The sequence below is a fragment of the Jannaschia formosa genome, assembly GCF_003340555.1.
GTDB classification, from domain to species: Bacteria; Pseudomonadota; Alphaproteobacteria; order Rhodobacterales; family Rhodobacteraceae; genus Jannaschia; species Jannaschia formosa.
Window position 1 is genome coordinate 15,511 of sequence record NZ_QPLJ01000033.1, and the last position, 21,463, is coordinate 36,973.

Annotated in this window: 24 protein-coding genes and 2 pseudogenes; 19 read left to right on the top strand and 7 right to left on the bottom strand. The window is 63.2% G+C overall.

Features of this window, described 5'->3' with window-relative positions; genetic code table 11:
- The first annotated feature begins 2 nt into the window (after nucleotides 1-2).
- The 8 genes and pseudogenes from DR046_RS20475 to DR046_RS20505 all read left to right on the top strand — a co-directional run.
- Entirely contained in the window at nucleotides 3-605 is a 603-nt protein-coding gene (locus tag DR046_RS20475; protein WP_115384228.1) for a GNAT family N-acetyltransferase, read from the top strand.
- Nucleotides 606-1,364: a class I SAM-dependent methyltransferase gene (locus DR046_RS20480; protein ID WP_115384229.1), complete on the top strand. Its 759-nt coding sequence runs from the start codon at nucleotides 606-608 to the stop codon at nucleotides 1,362-1,364.
- Between the two features lie 219 nt (nucleotides 1,365-1,583).
- Nucleotides 1,584-2,762 carry an ABC transporter substrate-binding protein gene (locus tag DR046_RS20485; protein ID WP_115384230.1) on the top strand — a complete coding sequence of 393 codons (1,179 nt, stop codon included), beginning with the start codon at nucleotides 1,584-1,586 and terminating at the stop codon, nucleotides 2,760-2,762.
- A gap of 216 nt (nucleotides 2,763-2,978) precedes the next feature.
- Nucleotides 2,979-3,128: a hypothetical protein gene (locus DR046_RS23820; protein ID WP_167767214.1), complete on the top strand. Its 150-nt coding sequence runs from the start codon at nucleotides 2,979-2,981 to the stop codon at nucleotides 3,126-3,128.
- A 184-nt stretch (nucleotides 3,129-3,312) separates the two neighbouring features.
- Nucleotides 3,313-3,540: a GNAT family N-acetyltransferase gene (locus DR046_RS24940; protein ID WP_209313631.1), complete on the top strand. Its 228-nt coding sequence runs from the start codon at nucleotides 3,313-3,315 to the stop codon at nucleotides 3,538-3,540.
- 38 nt (nucleotides 3,541-3,578) lie between these two features.
- Nucleotides 3,579-3,917: a hypothetical protein gene (locus tag DR046_RS20495; protein ID WP_115384231.1), complete on the top strand. Its 339-nt coding sequence runs from the start codon at nucleotides 3,579-3,581 to the stop codon at nucleotides 3,915-3,917.
- 116 nt (nucleotides 3,918-4,033) lie between these two features.
- Nucleotides 4,034-4,468, top strand: a complete 435-nt coding sequence (locus tag DR046_RS24945) for a GFA family protein (protein ID WP_370816398.1) — start codon at nucleotides 4,034-4,036, stop codon at nucleotides 4,466-4,468.
- A gap of 217 nt (nucleotides 4,469-4,685) precedes the next feature.
- Nucleotides 4,686-5,090: pseudogene (locus DR046_RS20505) on the top strand (IS5 family transposase); the annotation flags it as partial.
- Between the two features lie 151 nt (nucleotides 5,091-5,241).
- On the opposite strand, the gene DR046_RS20510 reads toward DR046_RS20505, so the two are convergent.
- The 3 genes from DR046_RS20510 to DR046_RS20520 are packed head-to-tail and all read right to left on the bottom strand — an operon-like array spanning nucleotide 5,242 to nucleotide 6,730.
- Nucleotides 5,242-5,937: an SDR family NAD(P)-dependent oxidoreductase gene (locus DR046_RS20510; RefSeq protein ID WP_115384234.1), complete on the bottom strand. Its 696-nt coding sequence runs from the start codon at nucleotides 5,935-5,937 to the stop codon at nucleotides 5,242-5,244.
- Entirely contained in the window at nucleotides 5,934-6,398 is a 465-nt protein-coding gene (locus DR046_RS20515) for an EamA family transporter (RefSeq protein ID WP_115384235.1), read from the bottom strand. Before DR046_RS20515 ends, DR046_RS20510 begins: the two co-directional genes overlap by 4 nt.
- On the bottom strand, nucleotides 6,365-6,730 hold the full coding sequence (locus DR046_RS20520; RefSeq protein WP_135227356.1) for a hypothetical protein: 366 nt from the start codon (nucleotides 6,728-6,730) through the stop codon (nucleotides 6,365-6,367). The genes DR046_RS20515 and DR046_RS20520 overlap by 34 nt, the downstream gene beginning before the upstream one ends.
- Nucleotides 6,731-6,899: 169 nt before the next feature.
- On the opposite strand from DR046_RS20520, the gene DR046_RS20525 reads away from it, so the two are divergent.
- From DR046_RS20525 to DR046_RS20535, 3 genes are all read left to right on the top strand, one after another.
- Nucleotides 6,900-7,781 (top strand): LysR family transcriptional regulator, encoded by an 882-nt coding sequence (locus DR046_RS20525; RefSeq protein WP_167767217.1) that lies wholly within the window; start codon nucleotides 6,900-6,902, stop codon nucleotides 7,779-7,781.
- 84 nt (nucleotides 7,782-7,865) lie between these two features.
- Nucleotides 7,866-8,432: a nuclear transport factor 2 family protein gene (locus tag DR046_RS20530; protein ID WP_115384238.1), complete on the top strand. Its 567-nt coding sequence runs from the start codon at nucleotides 7,866-7,868 to the stop codon at nucleotides 8,430-8,432.
- Between the two features lie 44 nt (nucleotides 8,433-8,476).
- Entirely contained in the window at nucleotides 8,477-9,358 is an 882-nt protein-coding gene (locus DR046_RS20535) for an alpha/beta hydrolase (protein ID WP_115384239.1), read from the top strand.
- 133 nt (nucleotides 9,359-9,491) lie between these two features.
- Here the strand turns inward: DR046_RS20535 and DR046_RS20540 are convergent, their stop codons facing one another.
- Together DR046_RS20540 and DR046_RS20545 are read right to left on the bottom strand one after the other, a co-directional pair.
- Nucleotides 9,492-10,940, bottom strand: coding sequence for a sulfatase family protein (locus DR046_RS20540; protein WP_167767218.1), 1,449 nt, complete (start codon nucleotides 10,938-10,940; stop codon nucleotides 9,492-9,494).
- The gene (locus DR046_RS20545) at nucleotides 10,937-12,100 is read right to left on the bottom strand and encodes a CaiB/BaiF CoA transferase family protein (protein WP_167767219.1); all 1,164 of its coding nucleotides are present in this window, start codon (nucleotides 12,098-12,100) and stop codon (nucleotides 10,937-10,939) included. The genes DR046_RS20540 and DR046_RS20545 overlap by 4 nt, the downstream gene beginning before the upstream one ends.
- Nucleotides 12,101-12,230: 130 nt before the next feature.
- Here DR046_RS20545 and DR046_RS20550 point away from each other — a divergent pair, with 130 nt between their 5' ends.
- The 8 genes from DR046_RS20550 to DR046_RS20585 all read left to right on the top strand — a co-directional run bounded on the left by DR046_RS20550 (nucleotide 12,231) and on the right by DR046_RS20585 (nucleotide 20,722).
- Nucleotides 12,231-13,613, top strand: a complete 1,383-nt coding sequence (locus DR046_RS20550) for a lyase family protein (protein ID WP_115384241.1) — start codon at nucleotides 12,231-12,233, stop codon at nucleotides 13,611-13,613.
- A complete protein-coding gene (locus DR046_RS20555; protein ID WP_115384242.1) occupies nucleotides 13,606-14,733 on the top strand; it encodes a mandelate racemase/muconate lactonizing enzyme family protein in 1,128 nt (375 codons plus the stop codon). The genes DR046_RS20550 and DR046_RS20555 overlap by 8 nt, the downstream gene beginning before the upstream one ends.
- A gap of 31 nt (nucleotides 14,734-14,764) precedes the next feature.
- On the top strand, nucleotides 14,765-15,247 hold the full coding sequence (locus DR046_RS20560; RefSeq protein WP_115384243.1) for a tripartite tricarboxylate transporter TctB family protein: 483 nt from the start codon (nucleotides 14,765-14,767) through the stop codon (nucleotides 15,245-15,247).
- A 43-nt stretch (nucleotides 15,248-15,290) separates the two neighbouring features.
- On the top strand, nucleotides 15,291-16,283 hold the full coding sequence (locus DR046_RS20565; RefSeq protein ID WP_115384244.1) for a tripartite tricarboxylate transporter substrate binding protein: 993 nt from the start codon (nucleotides 15,291-15,293) through the stop codon (nucleotides 16,281-16,283).
- Between the two features lie 12 nt (nucleotides 16,284-16,295).
- Nucleotides 16,296-17,825 (top strand): tripartite tricarboxylate transporter permease, encoded by a 1,530-nt coding sequence (locus tag DR046_RS20570; protein ID WP_209313632.1) that lies wholly within the window; start codon nucleotides 16,296-16,298, stop codon nucleotides 17,823-17,825.
- Nucleotides 17,818-18,966: a mandelate racemase/muconate lactonizing enzyme family protein gene (locus tag DR046_RS20575; protein WP_115384246.1), complete on the top strand. Its 1,149-nt coding sequence runs from the start codon at nucleotides 17,818-17,820 to the stop codon at nucleotides 18,964-18,966. Before DR046_RS20570 ends, DR046_RS20575 begins: the two co-directional genes overlap by 8 nt.
- Before the next feature lie 79 nt (nucleotides 18,967-19,045).
- Nucleotides 19,046-19,780, top strand: coding sequence for a sulfite exporter TauE/SafE family protein (locus DR046_RS20580; RefSeq protein WP_167767220.1), 735 nt, complete (start codon nucleotides 19,046-19,048; stop codon nucleotides 19,778-19,780).
- 36 nt (nucleotides 19,781-19,816) lie between these two features.
- The gene (locus DR046_RS20585; protein WP_115384248.1) at nucleotides 19,817-20,722 is read left to right on the top strand and encodes a TrmB family transcriptional regulator; all 906 of its coding nucleotides are present in this window, start codon (nucleotides 19,817-19,819) and stop codon (nucleotides 20,720-20,722) included.
- Nucleotides 20,723-20,881: 159 nt separating this feature from the next.
- Here the strand turns inward: DR046_RS20585 and DR046_RS20590 are convergent, their stop codons facing one another.
- Both DR046_RS20590 and DR046_RS20595 read right to left on the bottom strand, forming a co-directional pair.
- Nucleotides 20,882-21,385: a recombinase family protein gene (locus DR046_RS20590; RefSeq protein ID WP_115384249.1), complete on the bottom strand. Its 504-nt coding sequence runs from the start codon at nucleotides 21,383-21,385 to the stop codon at nucleotides 20,882-20,884.
- A pseudogene (locus DR046_RS20595) lies at nucleotides 21,343-21,463 on the bottom strand (IS5/IS1182 family transposase); the annotation flags it as partial. The gene DR046_RS20590 and the pseudogene DR046_RS20595, both read right to left, overlap by 43 nt.

The window sequence follows — 21,463 nt, forward strand, 5'->3', positions numbered from 1 at the left end:
GGATGAACACCATGAACACGCACATTCTCAGCGCTCGTGCAGGAGCCTGCGCCCGGTCGGCGACTGACGCAGAGGTATCCATATCCCGCGCCCGCATCGAGGATGCGCCCGCCCTGCGCGCTCTGCACCAGCTATCGCTCGTCACCCTGTCCGACGGCACCTATTCGCCCGAGCAGATCCATGGGCTTTTCGCCACGCGCGACACGGCGCCCCTCGAGATGCTGGCGCCAGGTCGGATGCATGTCGCGCTGCGGCACGGCTTCATCGTCGGGTCCGCCGGATGGGAGCCGCGCCCCATCGAGGGGCAGCCGGGTGCGCATCTGCGATCTGTCTTCGTCCATCCGCTTCAGACACGTCAGGGCATTGCATCCATGCTGGTCCGGGCGGTCGAGGCGGATGCGATGGCGCAGTGCGCCTGCCGCTTCACCCTCGCGGCAACCCTGAATGCCGTGCCGCTCTACCGCCGTCTCGGCTATGATGTTGTAGCGCCCGGCCGCCTCGACCTTGGCGGCGGACTCGCCTTTCCGGTCGTTCACATGGCGCGCAGCACGGCCATGGATCAGCAGGGCGGGACGTGTGAACTCATTGATACGGAGGGCCGATAGATGCCGCTGCCACGTGCGCTTTATGACGGCCTTCTTGCCGAGGTCTACGACGATTACACCGACGCCGACAATCGCGACGACCTCGTGCTCTGGCACCGGCTGTGCGGGGAAGGCCACGGTGTCAAGCTGGAACTGGCCAGCGGCACCGGCCGCATTCTGCTGCCCCTCCTCGCCGAAGAGTACCCCGTGGAGGGGCTGGACAATTCCGCCGACATGCTGGCGCGCTGCCGGGATCGTGGCACCGAGATGGGCCTCGCGCCGGTGCTGCACGAGGCGGACATGACGACGTTCACCCTCGGGCGCCGCTACGGGCTCATCTTCTGCGCGGCGGGTAGCCTGACGCTTCTGGCGGAACCGGGACAGATGGAAGCCGCGCTTGAGCGGTCGCGCGAACATCTCGAACCGGGCGGCCAGCTGGCGCTGGCGATGGACGCGCCGGCCAAACCTGCCACCGGCAAGGTGCTTGCCCGGGACATGAGGCGCGACGGCGATGGCGCAAGGTTGCGCTGCATCCTCGATCCCTTGCCGGACGCCAACCCCGAGGTGGCACGGTGGCGGATGACGAACGAGGTCGTCCCGCCGGACGGCGCCACCCGGCGTGAGACAGCCGACATCGCCTTTCGTCGCCCCGCCCCGCACACGTTCGCGGACATGCTGCGGGCCCGCGGCTTTGCGGATGTGACGCTGATGGATGCGCATGGGACGGGTCCGATCCGCGCTGGCGAGGAGGCCTACCTCGCGCTCGCCCGCGCGGGGTGACCTCGCCATCCGAGCCTTCGCAAAGCAACCGAGAGTCTGCACGGAAGGGACGGTCGGGGGACGCGCCCTCCCTATCAAGTTCCACGACTCGACACAGACCGGATTCGATCCCGGCGGAAGACACGCCGCAGGAATGTGTCGGGTCGCGATTGATTAACGGGCCTGCAGCCCATGTGGCGCGGCCTCCAACATGAAGGAAAGATCATGACTGCAAGACCCATGCTCGGCGGCCTGCTGGCCGCGAGCCTCGCTACCGCCGCGAGCGCCCGAGACGATAACGTCCGCCTCGGCGTCCTCTTCGGCTTCACCGGCCCGATCGAGTCCCTCGCCGCCGACTTTGCCGAGGCGGCGGACGTCGCGATCGCGGAAATCAACGCCGCAGGCGGCATCCTCGGCGGCCGGGAAATCGTCGCCGTTCGCGCAGATACGACCTGCTCGGATACGGGCGCAGCGGTCTCGGCGGCGGAACGGCTCGTCTCGGGCGACAATGTCCACGCGATCCTCGGCGCCGGATGTTCGGGCGCGAGTTCCGCGGTCGTCTCGACTGTCCTTTCCCCTCGGGGTGTCCTCGCGATTTCACCGGCCTCGACCTCGCCCTCGCTCTCGACCATCGAGGACCGGGGTCTGTTCTTCCGCACCGCGCCGTCGGACGCGCGGCAGGGCGAGGTGCTGGCCGAACTGACGATCGAACGCGGAATCGGAAGCGTCGCCGTCACCTACACGAATAACGACTACGGGGCCGGCCTAGCGCAGTCGTTCCGGGATGCCTACGAAGCGCTTGGTGGGACCATCACGCTCGTGGCAGCCCACGAAGACGGGCGCGGTGACTACTCAGCAGAAGTGGGCGCCCTTGCTACTTCGGGCGCGGAGGCCCTCATGGTGATCGGCTATGTCGACCAGGGCGGCATCGGCATCGTGCAGGCGTCCCTCGATACCGGAGCGTTCGATCGGTTCATCCTGCCGGATGGCATGCTGCACCAGACGCTTCTCGACCGGTTCGGTGACGCTCTCGACGGCAGTATCGGCACGACTCCCGGCGGTGCAAGCGACGCGCTCATGGCCTATGACAGGCTGGCGGCCGAAGCGGGCGCGACGGGCACCGGGCCGTTCCGGGCCGAGACGTATGACGCAACTGCGCTCATCGCGCTGGCCATGGAAGCCGCCGGCTCGACCGACAGCGCTGCCATGGCGGCCGCGTTGCCGGACCTGGCCAACGCCCCTGGCGTGCCCATCGGCCCGGGCGAACTTGCGCGGGCGCTGGAGCTCGTGGCGGCAGGCACCGACATTGACTACCAAGGGGCGACGGCGGTTGAAATGGATGCCGCAGGTGACGCAGAAGGCAGTTTCCGCCGCCTCGAAATCGTCGACGGCACCTTCGCGGAGGCCGGTGCCTCCTGAGCAACGGGCTAACGGCGGCTGTGCCTCCCGGACGGGCACGGCCGTTCCGCTGTGAACGGCGGTGCAACGGGTCGAAACCTGCGCCTCGTCATGCGGGATTGTCGGGATCGCGAAATCGGCAATAGGGAGCAGCCAGTGCGTGAACCGTCATGTCCGGTCGGCACGACGAGCAGTTGGCCCGAGTTCGGCAAACGGCCGGACAAAAAGGAAGCAGGAATGATCAGCCTCAAGACGCACCGCCTGGCAATCGTCTCCGTTGCCGCCGAAGATCACGCTGATCTGCGCGCCTACTATCTGGCCAATGCCGACCATCTCAAGGCAACCGAGTCGCTTGGTCCTGACGGCTATCACGATGCGGGGGAATAGCGGATGCGGACACGGCAGACCGTCGAGCATCAGGCGCTGGGCACGGCGTTGCATTTCGTCGCGCGTTATCCCGGGAGCACCGAGATCGTCAGAATCTGCAGTTTCACGAACATGGTCAGGGGGCGTCTTCCAAGCCTGCAACTTCGGCTATTCGATCGACGCCGGCGCCGAGGGCAAGGGGATGATGTCAAAAATTCTGTCGGCCGCCCTCGCTCATGTCTTCGACGAACTCGACTTCCACCGCGTCATGGCGAACCACCTGCCCGAAAACGAACGCAGCGCGAGATTGCTGTCACGGATCGGATTCGAGCGGGAGGGGTACGCAAAGTCATATCTGAAGATCGCGGGCCGCTGGCGCAACCATGTGCTCACGTCCAAGCCGAATCCAAGTCATTCAGCACAATCCGAATGATCGACGATTGCCCCAGTTCCTTTTAGAACCAATTCGAAATGCCCTCATTTCTCTTTCTCCTGCAGATCGCGCTTCCGATCGACCTGCTGCTCTGGCTGGTCCTGGACTGCAGAGACGGCTTCTTCAGCTTCCTCGTTCGTGCGACCGGAACCCCTGTCTACCTGATTGCCGTCACACTGATCACACCTTGGGCGATGCCGCCTTGGTGGTCGCCACTGACCTACGGCGTTATCCTGGCACAATCCGTTGTCTTTCGTGTGCGCAACGACTCTCAGTGCGCCGGTCTCTCAGAGCCTTCGGCGCTCGAACGTGTGAAGCAGATCGCGGCGCAGGTCGCTTTCACCCGGCAGCTCGACGTCGTCAAATCCGTTGCATGATCGCCGGCGACCCGCTCAGAGAGCCGCGCGGTCGGCCAGCAGCGGCGACTCCAGTCTGACCGACGGGCATCAGCCAAAATTTTCGAGGAAAGGCTTCGCGAGCCATGACAAAACGGATGGAAGAGTTTTCGGGACGATGTTTCTGCGGAGCCGTGAGATGGAGATCGAACGGCCCAATCTTGTGGGCTGCCATATGTCATTGTGCCGACTGCCGTCGCGCCGCGTCCGCCGACTATGTGAGCTGGCTCGGCGTGGCTCGCGCAACGCTCACATGGGACGGTCCGCGCCGCTTGCTGCAGTCGTCCGTTGGAGTCTCTCGCAGCTTTTGCGGGGCCTGCGGCTCGCCAATGTCGTTTGAGACTGCTGTCTTTCGAAAGGAAACCCACCTTTACGCCAACTGCTTGGATGATTTGTCCATTTATCGGCCGCAGGCACATATATTTTGGTCGGAGCGAGTTCCGTGGCTAAATTTTCTTGATCAGATTCCAAAGCACGAAAAAGGCCTTCAGGATGCAGCACAAAAGGGACAGGATTTGCTGCCAAAAAAATAGGACGTCAGATGCTTCCAGCTAGGTGATACCGTCGAAGCAACAAAACGAATGCAAGTCAGAAGGCCGGTACCAATCCCGACCCATCCACGGAGGCTGCATGCCTGACCACCTTGATTCCTTCCCGCCGCCAGACGCCCTCGAGGCCTAGGCGTCGTCTTCATTTAGGGGGTTTCTGTTTGGCTATGGTTTTGATTCACGGTCGTCGGATGTGGCGATCATGAGCAGACGGACGTTGATTGACGCGCAGTGGGAGCGCATCGCGCCCCTTTTGCCGGGCAAGGTGGGAGATCGCGGGCGGACGGGGGCGGACAACAAGGCTGTTCGTGGACGCCGTCTTGTGGCTGGCGCGCACGGCGAGCCAGTGGCGCGACCTGCCGCCGGAGCTGGGCAATTGGCGCACGGTGCACTGCCGGTTCCGGCGGTGGACGATAGCTGGCGTCTGGAAGCAGCTGTTTGAGGCGATGAAGGAGCAGCCCGACTTCGAGTATGTCCTCGTCGACGCGACGATCTGCAAGGTGCACGCGGATGCCTGCGGAGCGAAGGGGGGGCTTCGGCTCACGCGATCGGTCGCTCCCGCGGGGGCCTGACGACGAAGGTTCACGCTGCCGTCGATGCCCTCGGCCTAACCTCCTTATCGATACCCACTCCTTCAGCCTGTGCATCGACACTGCAATCGTGGCACATGGCGATGCGGTGAGACGGAAGCGGCATTCGCCCTTCTTGGTATCCCCGAAGGGATCATGCTTTGCGCGACCAGACACTGGAGCCAACAATCACCAGTCGATGCGTTTGCCGTCGCGAAAGAACCCTCCTGTAGGACCTCCATCGGGCAGCGTGGCGGCCCAGACGACTCCCAGCGCTCCCTCCGGAACCGGGCGCCCGCCGCCGCCCATGTCCGTGGCCACCCAGCCGGGGCAGACGGCGTTGACGAGGATCCCGTCGCCGCGCAGTTCGTCGGCAAGCTTCAGGGTCAGGGCGTTCAGGGCCGCTTTGGAGATGCCATAGCCGGCCGTGCCACCGTCCATATCGGTGAGTGAACCGGAGCCCGACGATACGTTGACGATTCTCGGTGAAATGCTCCGGCGCAGGAGCGGGATCGCCGCGATGGCGATGGACCACGGGCCGAAGAGATTGGTAGCGAAGGCCCGGCGGACCCTGTCGAGATCGGCGGAACTCGCCTTCTGGTCGGTGTCGTAGTCGACGGCCGCATTGTTCACCAAGACGTCGAGCTTGCCGAAACGGTCTCCAATAATATCGATCGCCCTCGCGACCGAGGCGACTTCGGCGACATCGACCTCGATCGCCTCGGCGCCTTGGCCGATGTCGGCGGCGGCGGCCTCTCCTTTCGAGAGGTCGCGCGCGCCGACCAGGACGTGGAAGCCGTGTTCGCGGGCAAGCTGTAGGGCCACCTCGCGCCCGATGCCCCGATTCGCGCCGGTGACGAGGGCAAGTCTTTTCGCATCAGTCATATCGGTTTCCTTTGAAGGTTCTCGGGAAGGGAAAGCCGCCGGCGTGTGGCGAGCGCGAAACCCGCAATGACGGTCCCCGCACTCAGGAGTTCGGCCGGTTCCACCCGCGTGCCGAGCGCCGCCCAGGCAATCAGCATGGCAACCGCTGGCGTGACGGTGGGCAGCATGGCGGCAGTCCGCGTCGACAGCAATTGCAACGCGGCCATCAGCGCGACGACACTGAGGACCTCGCCGACACTTCCCTGCACCACGATCTTGATCGTCAGCATCCGGGGCTTTGCGCCCTGCAGCGAATCCAGCGCCCACGGCCCGAGCGCTTCTGCAGCGAGAACAGCCCCCGGCAATTCGACAGCCACGGCACCTTCGAGCGTCGGAACCCGCCAGTGGCGCAACAGGACCGTGTAGCTGCCCCACATGATCCCCGCGGTCACGAAGAGCGCGATGCCGAAGCCGTCTCGCACCGAGATCTTCTCTCCCAAGAGACCCGCATCCAGGCCAAACCTGCCACGAAGTCGGCGACCGGCGCGAAGAGCAGCCCTTGGGAGAGCGGCGCGAACTGATAGCCCGCCACCGCGATCAGCCCGAAGATCGGGCCGCCAAGAAGTGCGAACACAAACAGCCGGCCGAGTGGCAGGCGGCCGCGCCCGGCCCGGCGGCGGAGCCGAAACCAGACCCGCGTCGCCAGGAGCGCGGGTGTCGAATAGCGTAGGAAGCTCGACGCCGCCGGGGACAACTCGGCATTGATCCCGGCCTTTGCCGCCACGTTGAAGCCAGCCCAGCACATGATCGTCAAGCCACCTGGCAGCGCTCCCGGTGTGCAAGTTGTGCCGTTACTGGTCGTCGGCCCGTTCCTCTCTGCGGCGGTCTGCGCCGACCGAGACGTCCCTTACGACCGATGCCTTCCAATGCTATGGTCCACTTGGTCCAATGCCTGTGGGGTATATTAGGTGGAGCTCCGCCACTTGCGTTATTTCGTGGCCGTGGCCGAGCATGGCGGGATCAGCCACGCTGCCGAGCGCCTGCATGTCGCCCAACCCGCTGTGTCGCGCCAGATCAGGGACCTTGAACTCGAACTCGGTTTCGACCTGCTCTCGCGCGAAGGCCGCCGGGTGGTGCTTACCGATGCTGGCCGTGCCTTCGCCGAGCGCGCCCGCGCCATCCTGCGCGAAACGGAAGAAGCGAAGGAGGCAGCGCGCCGGATTGCCAGCGGCGAGGCCGGCACCGTGCGGGTCGGACTTCTCGAAAGCGCCTCTTGGGCGGGGCACGTGCCGCTCACGCTGAATGGCTTCAAGCGACGGCACGACCGCATCCGCCTCGACATCCGTCCGATGAGCTCGGTCGCTCAGATCGATGCGCTTCTCGCCGGAGAGATCGACGCGGCCTTCGCTTATCGTCAGGATAATATCGTTGAGGAAGCGCTCACCGTGCATCCTTTGCGTGTGGATGACGTGGTACTCGCGGCGTCCGTCGATCTGGTCTTCGAGCGTGACGGCCCGCTGACCTTCGAGGATATCGACGGTCTGCCGGTCGTGGCCTTCCCGCGAGCGGCGGCGCCCGCCTATCACGACCGGCTGTTCGGTGCGCTCGCGGAGATCGGCTTCAGACCGCAGATCGTTCAGGAGGCGGTGGACGAGACGACGATGCTCAGCCTCGTCTCGGCGGGGGTCGGCTGCGCCTTCGTCAACTCCGCCAACATGCAGCGCCCGCCGCGCCGGGTGCAATTCCGAGAGGTCAAGGGGCTCTCGGTGCCGATCGAGTTCCTGTTTCTCACGCAGCGGATGCCGGGCAGTCTCACGCAGCTTCTTGCCGACACTGTTCTCAGATTGGATGCCGATGAGGCATGAGTTAGATACTTAAAAGGACTTTTTCGTTATAGAAGACGAGTGCCATGTTCAATCCATCGACACATACGACGATGGAGACACGATATGAAACGCACCCTGAAGGCCACGCTCGCAACCGCCGCTGTTGCCATTGCCGTGGCCGCACAAGCGGACGCCGAAACGACGGCGGGAACGCCGATAACCGCAGATAACCTGGTCGATAATGCCGAGATGGTCCGCATCGCCGACGCGATCGACGGCGCGGTAGACGCCAAGGACTGGGCTCTTGCCCGCAGCTTCTTCACTGACGAAATTTTCGTCGATTTCACCTCGCTGGCCGGCGGTGAACCGGCCACGATCCCCGCCGATGGGCTGATCGCGGGCTGGCAGTCAAATCTAACCGCCGAGAAGACCTCGTTCCACCTGCGCGGCAACCACCGCATCACCTTCGAGGGCGAAGACGCGGCTATCATGGTCAGCCACGGCTACGCCTGGAACCGCATGGAACGCGGCGCCTTGTCCGAAAACGGCGGTGAGGCGCTCTGGGAAGTCTGGGGCACCTACGAACACGGCTTCAGCCGTACCGAGGACGGCTGGCGCGTCGACGCCATGAGCTTCTTCGCCACCGCAGAGCGCGGCAGCGAATTCGTCCGCAACACGCCCGGCAACTGAGCCCGGCGCCTCTAAGCGCATCCACCCCTGAAAGGATCAGCCACATGGAAAAGGCACGTTTCAAAGTCCGCGGGATCGAACTCGTCGGAGACGTCTACAAGTCCGAAGACGGCGCCGCCAAGCGCCCCGCCGTCGCCATCATCGGCCCGATGACCTATCAGAAGGAACAGGCGCCCACCGAATATGCTAGACGGATGGGCGATGCCGGATATGTTGCGATCGCCTATGACAGCCGCTATCGTGGTGAGAGCGGCGGCGCACCGCGCGCCTGGGAGAACCCGGCCCACAAGGTCGAGGACCTGAAAGCCGCGATCACCTACCTCAAGTCGCGCGACGACGTCGACGAGAACCGAGTCTTCGTTCTGGCGATCTGCCAGGGCAGTTCGGTAGCGTTCCGCGCCGCAGCCGAACTCCGCGGGGAGTTGTGCGGGCTCGCCACCATCGCCGGCCACTACCGCGACCCAGAGGGCGATCTCGAATGGCTGACCGAGGACGGTCTCGCCGCCCGCAAGGCTATAGGAGAGGCCGCCAGGGCGAAGTTCGAGGCGACCGGCGAGGTGGATTACGTCAAGGCGGTCGACCAGACCGACATGAATGTCGGCATGCCAGGCGAGTTCGTCTGGGTCTGGTACCAGCCCTGGGCCGACCGCGGCCAGTGGGAGAACCGCTACGCGGTGATGAGCGACGCAGACCTGCTGGCTTTCGACTCGATCGGCGCGGCCCGCCAACTTACCGCGCCCTGGCTGATGATCCACGGAGACAACTGCTTCATCCCGTCGGCCGCCCGCCGCCACATGGAAGCCGTGCCGGAGACGACGAGGACCAAGACGATCTGGGACGACACCCCGCATCTGGCCTATTACGACCAGTCCGACGTCATCGACCGCGCGACGGAAGAAGTCGTCAACTGGTTCCGCGCCGCTTAGGGAGTAGCGAAACGGGTTCGGCTGGGTCATCCCGGAGAGGCTATGCTGCGCGCGCTACCTGGCTCAAGATGGTTGTTCTGACAGAGCCCTCTCTCGTACTGCCGATCGGTGCACCCGCACCAGAGGCGCCCGCTCATTTTCCCTTTGCGTAAAGCGCTTTTTCACCTGGTGGCGGAGTCGCGCCAAAGCCACCCTTGGCAATTATCGCCTCGCGACCACCGTGCTGTTCAACCAAGGCGGATTGGGCAGCTTTTGCTTCCCGATCTACCGCATCGGGATCCAATCGGTTCAGGAGAAGACGACGGCCTTCCACAAGCGCCTCATACGCGGAGGGAGCATTACTGCGGTCGTGCCGCTCATCCGGGTCCGAAGGCAAATGGAACAATTGGGGAGCGAATCCGGCATAGGCTACATATTTCCAATCCCCAAAGCGTATCATGTAGGCGGCACTGGGAGATCCGCCCCCGTGGAACTGGGACAAGACATCGGCCGGCGGGTCCATGCGTCTCCGGGCCACACCCAGCAAGCTGGTGCCACCATCTTCAGACACATCCAACCGCAACGCATCGCGCACCGTCGCGTCGAGATCCGTCAGGCAGACCGGCGCATCGATCCGGCCGTGCGGCACGTCCGGACCGGAGAGAATTAACGGTACCCCAGCCGATTCCTCGTAGAGCGTGGATTTCCCCCAGAGGTCCCGCTTTCCAAGTGCCTCACCGTGATCGGACAGGTAAATGACACGTGTCCTCCCGGTTAGACCAGCACGATCGAGCGCCGCCAACACACGGCCGACATTGTCGTCCATGAAACTGGTCAACCCGTAATAGGATGCCACTGCCTGACGCCGCGTATCATCGTTAAACCCTTCCTTCCAATTCAGGGTTCGGCGCATTTCGGCAAACCAAGGATGCTGTTCCTCAGGGGCGATCGCAGATGCGGGCAGGGGCATTTCTGCCGGCGAGTAAAGCCTTGCAAATTTTTCGGGCGCGGTCAGGGGAAAATGGGGGGCGACGAAGGACACGAACATCAGCCAAGGTGGCGTCGCTGGGGTCGTTCCCCGCTTTTCGATTTCGGCGCAGGCCACATCCGCAATGGACCGGTCGTAGCGGCTGGTGGAAGTTTCTCCGACGCCGATGCCAGCCGCGAGAGACTTCCCCTTGGCTCGTTGCGGCAGTGGGTTTCGAATAGAACCAAGAATGTCGCCCCGTGCTTCGACCACATGCATGGGCAGAAGGCTTCGTGCGAACCCGGTATTCACAGAGTCGGAACGGAAATGCAGCTTACCAATCGACAGGGTGTCGATTCCCGCCCTGGTCGCGGCATGGGCCCAACCTTCCGGTGTGCCTTCGTAAGGGTGCGCGTTGTCCCAGGCACCAATCTCGTGAACCGGGCGGCCTGTCGCGATGGCGGCGCGGGCAGGTACGCAGAGGGGTGATGGCGTGTACGCTGAGGTGAAGGCGGTACCGGTTGCGACGAGCCGGTCCAGGTGCGGCGTCTGGACGATGGGATGGCCAAATGCCCCGATCGCATCCTTCGCGTGCTCGTCTGCCATGAGGATAAGAAGGTTCATCTGTTCGCTCATACGCGCCCCTCCAAGTCGTCGCGCCAAAGGGTCGGTAGACGATCCATATCCGCACCTGCTGGGCCGGGGCGGCAGGTCAATACTGGGCGCTGGCCGTTGAAGTGCAGCGGCGCCGTTGGCAGACCGGGTTCGCCCGACAGGAAGCATGCGCCTGAGGCCAGCGTGTCTCCGACTGCTTCAGACACGCTGCGGACCCTTGCAGCGGGAACCCCGGCGGCATTCAACAAGATCTCCCATTCCGCCGCTGGGCGGTCGGCGAGCGCAGTTTCGATCTCCTCCCCCAAGGCTTTAGCGTTATTTCGGCGGGACGCGTCGTCGGCGAAGCGCGGATCGCGCGCCAGTTCAGATAAGCCCAGTACCTCCAGCAGGGCGGACATTTGATGCTCCTCGTTTGCCCCGATGGCGAGCATACCCGCTTCAGTACGGAAACACCCAGAGGCCGGCATTCCGCTTCCGGCAGCATTGCCACGCGGTGTGGGTTCCTTCCCAGTGGCAAGATAGTCAGCCACGACGGAGCCCATCAGCGCTTGCGCTGTTTCCTGCATGGAGATCTGTGCGCGCTGGTGACGAGCACCCTGCTTCTCGCGCGCGACGAGAGCCGATGCGACTGCAAAGGCCATCATCATTCCGCTGGCATAGTCCACGATGGGCGCGCCGCACTTCAGGGGACCCGTCTCGGGCGTGCCTGACAACGCCATCAACCCACTCGCCGCTTGGATGACGTTGTCATAGGCGGGCCAGTCTGCCCGGCCATCCTCTGGCGCGTAAGCACTTAGACTGCAATGGATCAAGTCTGGACGTCTTTGCGTCAACCTCTCCGACGTCAGCCCGAGCCGGTCCAGCACGCCGGGGCGAAAATTTTCGACGAGAACGTCGGCGCCTGAAACAAGACCCAGCAGGGCGTCCCGGCCGTTGATTGTCTTAAGGTCGAGGCAGACGGAAGCCTTCCCGCCTCCCTGCGCCTGGAACCCGGTTCCAAGCCCCTGCTCCCGCAGGACGGCATCTGATCCGCTCCGGAACCGCAAAGAATCACCCGGCATCGGTTCGATTCGAACGACCTCTGCGCCCATCAGGGCCAGCAGGTAGGTCGCGTAAGGTCCGGCGATTACATGCGTAAGGTCAAGCACGCGGATGCCGCCAAGTGGTTTCGGCGTATGCATGAATTCGGTCCTCCCGAATGGGCACAAGGGGATCTGAAAATGACGAACTTGCCGTATAGTTGCGTCAATGATATGGACTTCTAAAAGAGTAGTCCAGTTTGGACCACCAAGAGTTCGGAGGAAAGGACGCATGACGGTCAGCCTGTGGGATTCCGCGCTGTTCGCCGGAATGGTGTCGACCACGGAGATGCGGGCCGTCTTCTCGGATCGGGCTCGGATTAGGACTTGGCTGGACGTTCTGGCGGCGCAGGCGGAGATCCAAGGGCGGTTCGGTCTGATCCCACGGGATTGTGCGGACATCATTGCGCGCCGTGCGGCGGAGATTGACATCCTCCCTTCCGAACTGGCGCAGGAAGCAGAGCAGGTTGGGCGCCCGATCCTGCCTCTGGTCCGACGTCTAGCGGAAGCATGCCCAGGCGAGTCCGGACAATGGGTTCACTACCACGGAACGACGCAGGACATCTTGGATACGAGCGCGGCAGTTCAGCAGACCCGCGCGATGAGCTTCTTACAAGCGGCACTCGCTGACCTTCTGGAGATGTTGTCCGGTCTCGCCGAAGCGCATGCGGCGACACCGATGGCAGCGCGCACCAATGGACGGCATGCCCGACCGATCACCTTCGGCTTCAAGGTGGCCGGCTGGGCTGCAGAGATGGCGCGGTCGGAAGCCCGGCTGGCCCAACTCTCAAAGCGGGCAATCTGCGGACAATTCGGTGGGGCGACGGGTAGTTTTTCACCCCCTGCACCAGGAAGTCCTGACATTCGCCGGGCCTTGATGCAGCGGCTTGGACTTCCGGAACCGGATCTCGCCTGGCACGCTGCGCGAGACCGCCCAGCCGAACTCGTGGCCGGGCTCGCCTTGTTGTCTGCCGGGCTCGGACGCTTGGGGGCGGATATCGGACGTATGTCGATAGAAGAGATCGGGGAACTCGACATCAGGGAAACGGACAGCGCGACAGGCCAATCAAGCACAATGCCGCACAAACGAAACCCTCGCGACCTTGAAACGTTGGGTGCGACGGCCTCCATGTCCGCCGGTCTGCCTTCCGCCATGCTGCACGCGATGGCGCGACAGTTAGATGAACGGAACGGTGCAGGCTGGATCCCGGAATGGGAGATCGTACCGCAAGCTTTCCTGCTTTGCTCTGGCGGGTTGGCAGCTGCCGGACGGGTTCTGCGCAGCCTCGTAGTCAAACCGGACCGGATGTTGGATAACCTCCGTTTCGGATGGCTCGGAGCGGAAGCCGATCGGCTGACGGCCCTGCTCGCGCCGAAGTTGGGCGAAAGGATCGCCCACGACCTCATTCAGGATGCCTGCGGCGACCAGAATGTAAGGGACGGGACAGATCCGCTGGCGGCGGCGGTGACCACCCTTGCTACCGCGCGGGGCCTGACAATGGGCGATCTCTCTGGACCACGCGCAACTGCTTTACAGACCGGCCTGGCAGAACAGGAATGCCTCGCCGTCCTCGGCCGGCTTCGCCTTACGGCACGGGAGGCCCGCTATGCTTGAACCCGTAATCCGCTCGATCCGACCGCGACTTGTCGATGTGTCGAACAAGACGACGTGGACCTTTGTGGAGGTCGAGACGGAGGACGGCCTCATCGGTACAGGCGAGGCGACCGTGAACGGTCATGCAGACGCGCTCGCCAGCCTCGCGCTACGGGCGGACAAGCTGTTGGCGGGGGTGCCTGCCACGAGGATCTCTGGCGCCGTCGCGACTGTGTCAATGGCATTGGATAGCTTCACCGGACGAGCGGTATCCTGCGCGGTGGAACAAGCCCTTTGGGACATAGCCGCGCAACGCGCCGAACAGCCGCTACACACCCTGCTGGGCGGAGCCATGCGCGAGACAGTTCCGATCTATGCCAACATCAACCGGGCCCCTGCCGAGCGTTCGGGCAAATCTTTCGCGCAGGCAGCACGGAATGCAGTGGAAGCAGGCTACCGCTACATCAAGATGGCTCCTTTCGACGAGGTGGACTACCGAGAATACCCTCTGTCCGGTCCTGCCGCGATGCAGCCGGGCCTGGACCGGCTCGCCGCCGCACGAGAGGAGCTTGGCAGCGACGCCGCGCTGATGGTCGACGCGCACTGGCGCTTCGACGAGGCATCGGCCATGCGCTTAATTGCGGCTGCGGCAGAACTCGAACTGATCTGGGTGGAATGCCCGGTGCCAGAGACGCCCGATGCCATCAAAAGCATCCGTCGCCTGCGGGCCGAGGCAAACCGCCGCGGGATGTGGCTGGCCGGATGCGAACGCGAAACGTCGTTGGAGCGTCTGCTGCCATACCTGCAGGGCGGGTGCTACGACGTCATTATGCCGGACGTGAAATACGTGGGCGGCCTGACCGATCTGTTGACCGCCTCCCGCATGGCAGCGGCCTTCAGCACGCGCGTCGCCCCGCACAATCCTACAGGACCCGTCTGCCACATGGCGAGCTTGCATGCGAGCGCCGCTGCCCCAGCGGACGGCTTCCTGATGCTGGAGCACCAGTTGGGGGAAAGCCCGCTGTTCTTCGACGCCGTCGACGGGATCATCCCGGCCGTGACGGGCTTGGCAGACGGTGCCTGTACCCTCCCAGAAGCGCCGGGCCTCGGGATTGCCATTCGAAAGGAGTGTTGCCGATGAAGGTGCTGAACCACAGGATCGCGGTGGCCACATGAGCTCCCCGCCCAGAACGACACCTGATCGCGAGGCCGGCCGCAGGCTCGACACACGAGATGGCGACATCTTGTCGGGGGCCGTCGTCATGATCTTCGCCTTGATAATCTTCCTGCAGGTGGATGATCTGCCTAAGGGAGCCGCGAATTTTCCGCGCGGGATCGCTGTGGTGCTGGGACTCGGTGGCGCTCTGCTGATCTTGCGCAGCCTGCGGGTTCCTCGCAGTGGCAAGGGCGTGGCAGAGGGTTATTCGTGGCGCCTCTTCGGCCTTGCCGTTGTGCTCTGGGCCGGAACCGTCTGGCTTATAAGGCCCTTGGATTTCTTCATTGTCGCACCGGCTTTCCTTAGCGCGCTGTCTTGGATCATGGCGGGCCTGCCGCGCAGTCCGGGAGGGATCGCGCGCGCGGCCGTATTCGGCGTGATCGCGAGTGTCGTGGTCTGGGTTATCTTCGTCCGCATACTCGGGGTCGCATTGCCTTGAGCTTATCAACCACAAGAACCAATCAATCAAAGGGAGCATCAACATGTTTGATAGGTTAAACACGCTCACCCGCCGCGCCTTTGGAGCGGCCGCCCTCGCGGCGCTAGCCACCGCTGCCCCTGTCGCGGCGCAGGACTATTCGGACTACCCGTCGAAACCGATCACCGTCATGGTCGGCTGGAATGCCGGCGGCGGCTCCGACATCTTCGCGCGGATCGTGGCGAAATACGCCGAGGAATACCTAGGCGCTCCGTTCGTCATCGTGAATAAGCCTGGCGGAGGCGGCCAAGTTTCTCTGAACGAGCTGGTGACCCGGACAGAGCCGGACGGCTACACGCTGGCCGTGGCAATCGCGCCGAACATGATCTATCAGCCGCAGCTTCGTCCGGAGGGGCAGGACGGTTACCAATTCGACCAACTGGTGCAAATCGGGACTCCCGTGCGCGTGCCCTCGGGATTCATGGTTCCGAACGACAGCCAGTTCGAGACTTTCGATGACCTCGTGGCCTATGCGAAGGAAAATCCAGGCAAGGTCCTCGTCGGGATGAACGGCGCGCGGTCTGGGGGGCACGGTCTGCTCCTAATGATCGAGAAGGAAGCCGGCGTCGACTTCACCGAAGTCAGCTACCCCGGCGGGTCGAAGCAGGTTCAGGCGGCCCTCGGTGGCGAGGTTCACGTACTGAATACCAACGCTATGCACCAGGTCTCCTACGTCGACCAGCTGCGTCCTTTGGGCTTCGCTGGCGAGAACCGCTACGCCCTTGCGCCCGATGCGCCAACCTTCCGCGAGCAGGGTTACGAGATCATCGACTATGTGACGCGAGGGCTAGTCGCGCCCCCGGGGACTCCGGAACCCATCGTCGAACATCTACGGGAGGGTATGCTGGAAATGTCCATGGATCCAGAGTTCAAGGAAGACTTGGCGAAAGCCGGCCTAGCGCTCGATTTCATGGATGCCGACGCCGTTAAAACGTACGTCGACAATTTCACGAAGAACCAAGCCTGGGTCTTCGACATCTTCCGCGAACAAGGCTGAGGACTGAACTCGATGGGAGAAATCCTTCCGGATGGACTTCCCGCGATGATGGCCGGGCTTCTGACCTTTCAGAAGCTCGGGCTCATCTTGCTCGGCGTTGTCGTAGGACTGATCGGCGGCGCCCTGCCTGGCATTAGCGCGTCAGTGGCTATCGCGCTGGTCCTGCCGCTGACATTCACGCTCGACCCCACCTCAGCGTTGATCCTGCTGGGCGCCATCTACATGGCGGCCGAATACGGGGGATCCGTTTCGGCCATCCTGATCAATACGCCCGGCACTCCTGCTGCGATCTGCACCGCTCTGGATGGGCACCCAATGGCCGTCGAAGGCCGCGCGCGTGAGGCGCTCTATGTCGCCGTCATCGCCTCCTCGATCGGGGGACTGTTCGGCGTCGCTGTCCTTCTTCTGTTCACCCCGCCGCTTGCCACATTCTCGCTCGCGTTCGGCGCGCCGGAGATGTTCTGGCTGGCTGTCGCGGGATTGGCCATAGTCTGCAACCTTGCTGCGGACAACTTCCTGAAAGGTGTGATTGCTGCAGGCATCGGCCTGTGGATCGCGACGATCGGGCAAGACCCCGCCACAGGGTTCTATCGCTATACCTATGGCAGCTATGATCTGGAAGGCGGCGTAGAGCTTGTTCCAGCCCTGCTCGGTTTCTTTGCCGTTGCGCAGATGCTTACGCTCCTCGGCACCAGAGAGGGGACCATCGCAAAGCTCACCTCGCAGGCGGGCGCATTAGGAAAGGCGGTGAGGCTGCCATTCAAACAGCCGATCCTGACCCTGCGATCCAGCTTGATCGGTGTGATCGTGGGCGTACTGCCAGGCGCCGGGGCATCCATTGCAAGCTTCGTATCCTATGGCGAGGCGAAACGTTTTTCGAGGAACCCAGACAATTTCGGCAAGGGTGCCTCCGAGGGAATTTTCGCCTCTGAGGCCGCAAACAACGCAATGGTAGGCGGCTCGCTCGTTCCGCTGCTGGCGCTTGGCATTCCGGGATCGGCAAGCGCCGCAATTCTGTTCGGTGCGCTGACAATGAACGGTCTCGTTCCCGGTCCGCAGCTCTTCGCTCAGCGGGGAGACATCGCCTACAGCTTCATCCTCAGTTTCATTCCAATCGTGCTGGTGATGCTGCTGATCGGGCTGTTCTCATCACGGATTTATGCGGCGGTCCTGAGAGTGAAAGTCGACATGATCGTGCCGGCTGTTCTGGTCCTGTCGATCATCGGCTCGTATGCGGTTCGGAACAGTGTGTTCGATGTCTGGGTGACAGGCGTCTGCGGCCTGGCCGGGTTCTTCCTGCTACGGTTCGGTTTCGCATTGCCGCCGCTGATCCTCGGCATGGTGCTAGGACCGCTGGCAGAGGACAATTTCCGTCGCGCTCTGACGCTGTCGAGCGTGAAGGATTCCACGCTAGAGTACTTCATTACCCGGCCGATCAGTTTGGTTCTTATGATAATCACGCTGCTAATGATCCTATCCGCCTTTTGGCAGGAGATCCGGCGGCGCAAGCGCCTGAAAGCACAGATGCTTCAGGATGGGTGACGTCCTGAAGATCGAACGATTGGACGCGTTGGTCTTCCGTGCGCCCATCGCAGAGCCGCGGATGAACGCATTCGGTGCGCAGACGGATAGACCTGCCGTCCTCATCCGCCTTGTCGACACCGACGGGGTGGAGGGATGGGGCGAGGTTTTTTGCAACTGGCCCTCCGTCGCTGCCGAACACCGGGCGCGGCTGGCGGGGACGCTCTTTAAAGCGATGGTCGAGGGTAAGAACTTCGACAGTCCCGAGACCATGTTCCGCGATCTGACGGCTGGAACGGCGCGGATGCGTCTGCAGTCCGACGAACGCGGACCGTTCGACCAGACGATCTGTGGGATCGACATCGCCGCCTGGGACCTGCTGGCCCGGCGACGCGGCCAGCCTCTTTGGAAGGTACTAGCCGGAGACGACACTGCCAACGGCGCACCGGATGGCCTGGAGATTTATGCCAGCGGGCTGGCCCCTCCCAGCGCGGCGCGCCTAGCTGATGCGGCGCGCGCGAAAGGCTTCCGAAACGTCAAGGTCAAGGTGGGCTTCGACCAGAATGAGGACATCGCTTGCCTGCGCGACCTCCGGCGAACTCACGGGACGGATTTCGGCCTAATGGCGGACTCCAATCAAGCCTGGACCGTAGCCGAAGCGAAGGACTGGATTTCCGCGGCGGACGATCTGGACTTGATATTCCTTGAAGAACCGATAGCTGCCGACGCCCCGTTCACCGACTGGAAGGAGCTGAGCACGGCGAGCCCAATACCCCTTGCCACCGGGGAGAACCTGCGCGGAAGGGCGGCGTTTCGCGGTGTCGTAGGATTAGGCGGCGTCCGCGTGATCCAGCCTGACGTGATCAAGTGGGGCGGGCTTAGCCTGACGCGCGGGATCATCAGCGAGGGGCGCGCGGCCGGGGCCGAGATCGCGCCGCACTACTTGGCAGGTGGTATAGGCCTTTTGGCAACCGCCCATCTGATGGCGGCCTGCGCTCCGGAGGGGCTACTGGAATTCGACGTCAGCGAGAATCCTCTGCGCGACGCGATGACCCTCCCGCGCCCGGACTTGCGCGCAGGCCGTTTGCATCTGCCGGAAGCGCCAGGCTTGGGCGCGGGTCCGGATTTCGACAGCCTGGAGCCATTCAGAGTCACTTTATGATGGCCGGATGCTGACAGTCTTGGGATCCCAGGGGGCTGTGCCTTTTGCCGGAATGCCCGTTTGGTCCGTCGCGGCCGTTGTGGCCGTCTACATCTTCTCTTTCTTCGTCCGGGGCGCAGTTGGGTTCGGGTCCGCCATGCCTGCCGTCCTGCTGACTTCTTGGCTGCTGCCCGCGCACCACGCCGTCATCCTCGCTCTGCTGGCCGGTCTCGTCTCGCAAGGGCAGTTCCTCGCACAGGGCATCCGCGGGGCTGAATGGCCCATCGCCCGGTCCGTCACTCTGTCACTGGTGGGTAGCATTACCGTAGGGGTCCTGCTCTTCAAGCGACTCGATGCGGACTGGCTTCTTCTGCTGCTCGGAGTGCTTTGCTTTCTTCTCGTGCTGCTCGGCCGTCCGCCTGTTGTCGACCGAACGGTGCGTCGCTGGGGCCGCCACGCAGGCGCCATCGCCGGCGGCATCTCGGGCTTTGTCGGAACGGTGATTGGAGCCGGCGGCATGTACCTACTGGTCGTCTACTTGCGCCATGTTTGCGCGGGCCCTGCGCAGCTTCGAGCGACGAACATCGTGGTAAGCGCGGTTTTTTTGTTCTGGCGCGCGGTGGTGGCGGCGCTCGCCGGGCTGGTGACGTGGCAGATCCTGTCGGAAGTTGTTGTGCTGTTGCCGGCGATCATCTTTGGTGGCTGGCTGGGCGCCCGCTGGTTCCGTAGCCTCGACGCTGAGCGTTTTGGGCAAGTTCTGCAGGCGATCCTCTTGATTGCCTCGTTGGGGCTTGTCATCAGGGGAGGGCTCCGCGTGATGGCCGGGATCGGGTGATCCCAGAATCCGCGAATAACCGAGGGTAGGCGACGCATGGGCAAGAAGCGAGACCGTGTCGGCAGTGAGGGTGGGCGGCCGGATGATGCTGCGCCAAGCAACCTCATTTTTATGCTGGAACGGCTCAATTTTTCAGAGGTAGAGGCCAGGGTGTACGTCGCGCTTTTTTCGAAAAGCCCAGCGACGGCTTACCAGATCGCGCAGATGACCGGGCTGCCCCGCGCCAATGTCTACAACACCGTCGGCGGGCTGACCGCGCGTGGGGCACTACAGCAGGTCTCTGACTCGCCAGCGAGGTATATTCCGCGCGAACCTGCGGATTTCTTCGCTTCAATCTCCCGCTCTACTTCGGATACTTGCGAGAACGTGGTGTCCGAGCTCCGTGAGCTCGCGGTGGATGACGGAACGGACTATGTGGCGACGTATTCCGGCCGCACCGCCGTGGATGCTCAGGTGCGCAAGATGATCGCGTCGGCCAAGGCACGAATCTACATAAAGACTTCCTCCCGCCTTCTCTCGCCGTACGAGTCGGAGCTGCTCGAATCGGCAGAGCGCGGAGTCCTGATCCACATCGTTGCGGCCGATCCGGGAATTACGGACCTGCCACAACACGAAAATATCGTCATCATCCCGCATGAGGGCACCGGCGTCGCAACTGGCAAGGCAGTGCATCACCTCCTGACGGTCTCCGCCGATGCGGACGGCATGCTGATCGCCGCGCTCAATGGAGAGCCGACGGCATCCTACACGCGGAATGACGCGATCGTCTACACGGTGCACACGATGGTTCTGCACGAGATCTACCTAGCCGAGATCTACAAGCAGTTCGGGCCGAACCTTGAAGAACGGTTTGGCGTTGACCTGAAAGAGCTGCGCCGCCGGTACCGGCCCGAGAACCTTGAGAACCGGGTCTTGGCGCGGGGATCCGGCAATGCCTTGTGAAGCGGCGTCGAACCCTGACACCGCGAGAAATAGACAAAATCATAGAAAAAACGGTATGAAAAGGAGACCGATGCAAGCAGACGTCGTCTGAGGCCACTCTCCTTTGCTACGTGTGCTCCTCCTGTCGACCCTAGCCAGCATCTTCGACACCGTCCGTTCCTACTCCACCTCGGCGTTGAGTATCCGATAGACCTGCATGCGCGAGCAGCCGATTTCACGAGCTACGGCGCTCGGTGACAGCCCCGACGCGCTAAGGTGTCGAACTCGATCTCGATCAATCCGCTTCTTCCCTCCCTTATACACCGGGTTGGATTTGGCGCGCTCGATGCCTTCGCGCTGCCGTTCCTTGATGAATCGGCGCTCCATTTGAGCGACCATACCCAGCACGGTCATGACGATGCGGCCCATTTCTCCGCGTGTGGTGACGTGGGGGTCGAGGACGGTCACGTGAGCGTCTCGCTCGTCACACTCATGGATGATGTTCAGGACGTCGCGCGTGTCGCGACCGAGCCGATCGATGCGCGTGACGATGAGTTCGTCGCCTGGGCGCAGGAAGGCGAGGAGCGTGGCAAGCTCAAGTCGCTGGTCGCGGCTGGCACCTGACACCGTTTCGGTGCGAACTAGGCCGTGTTGACAAAACGTCGGATCCACAAGCGGATGCATGCGATGTCGACGAAGCCGAGGAAGCTGGTGGCGGTCTTGTCGTAGCGGATTGCCACGCGGCGACTGTTCTTGAGCTTC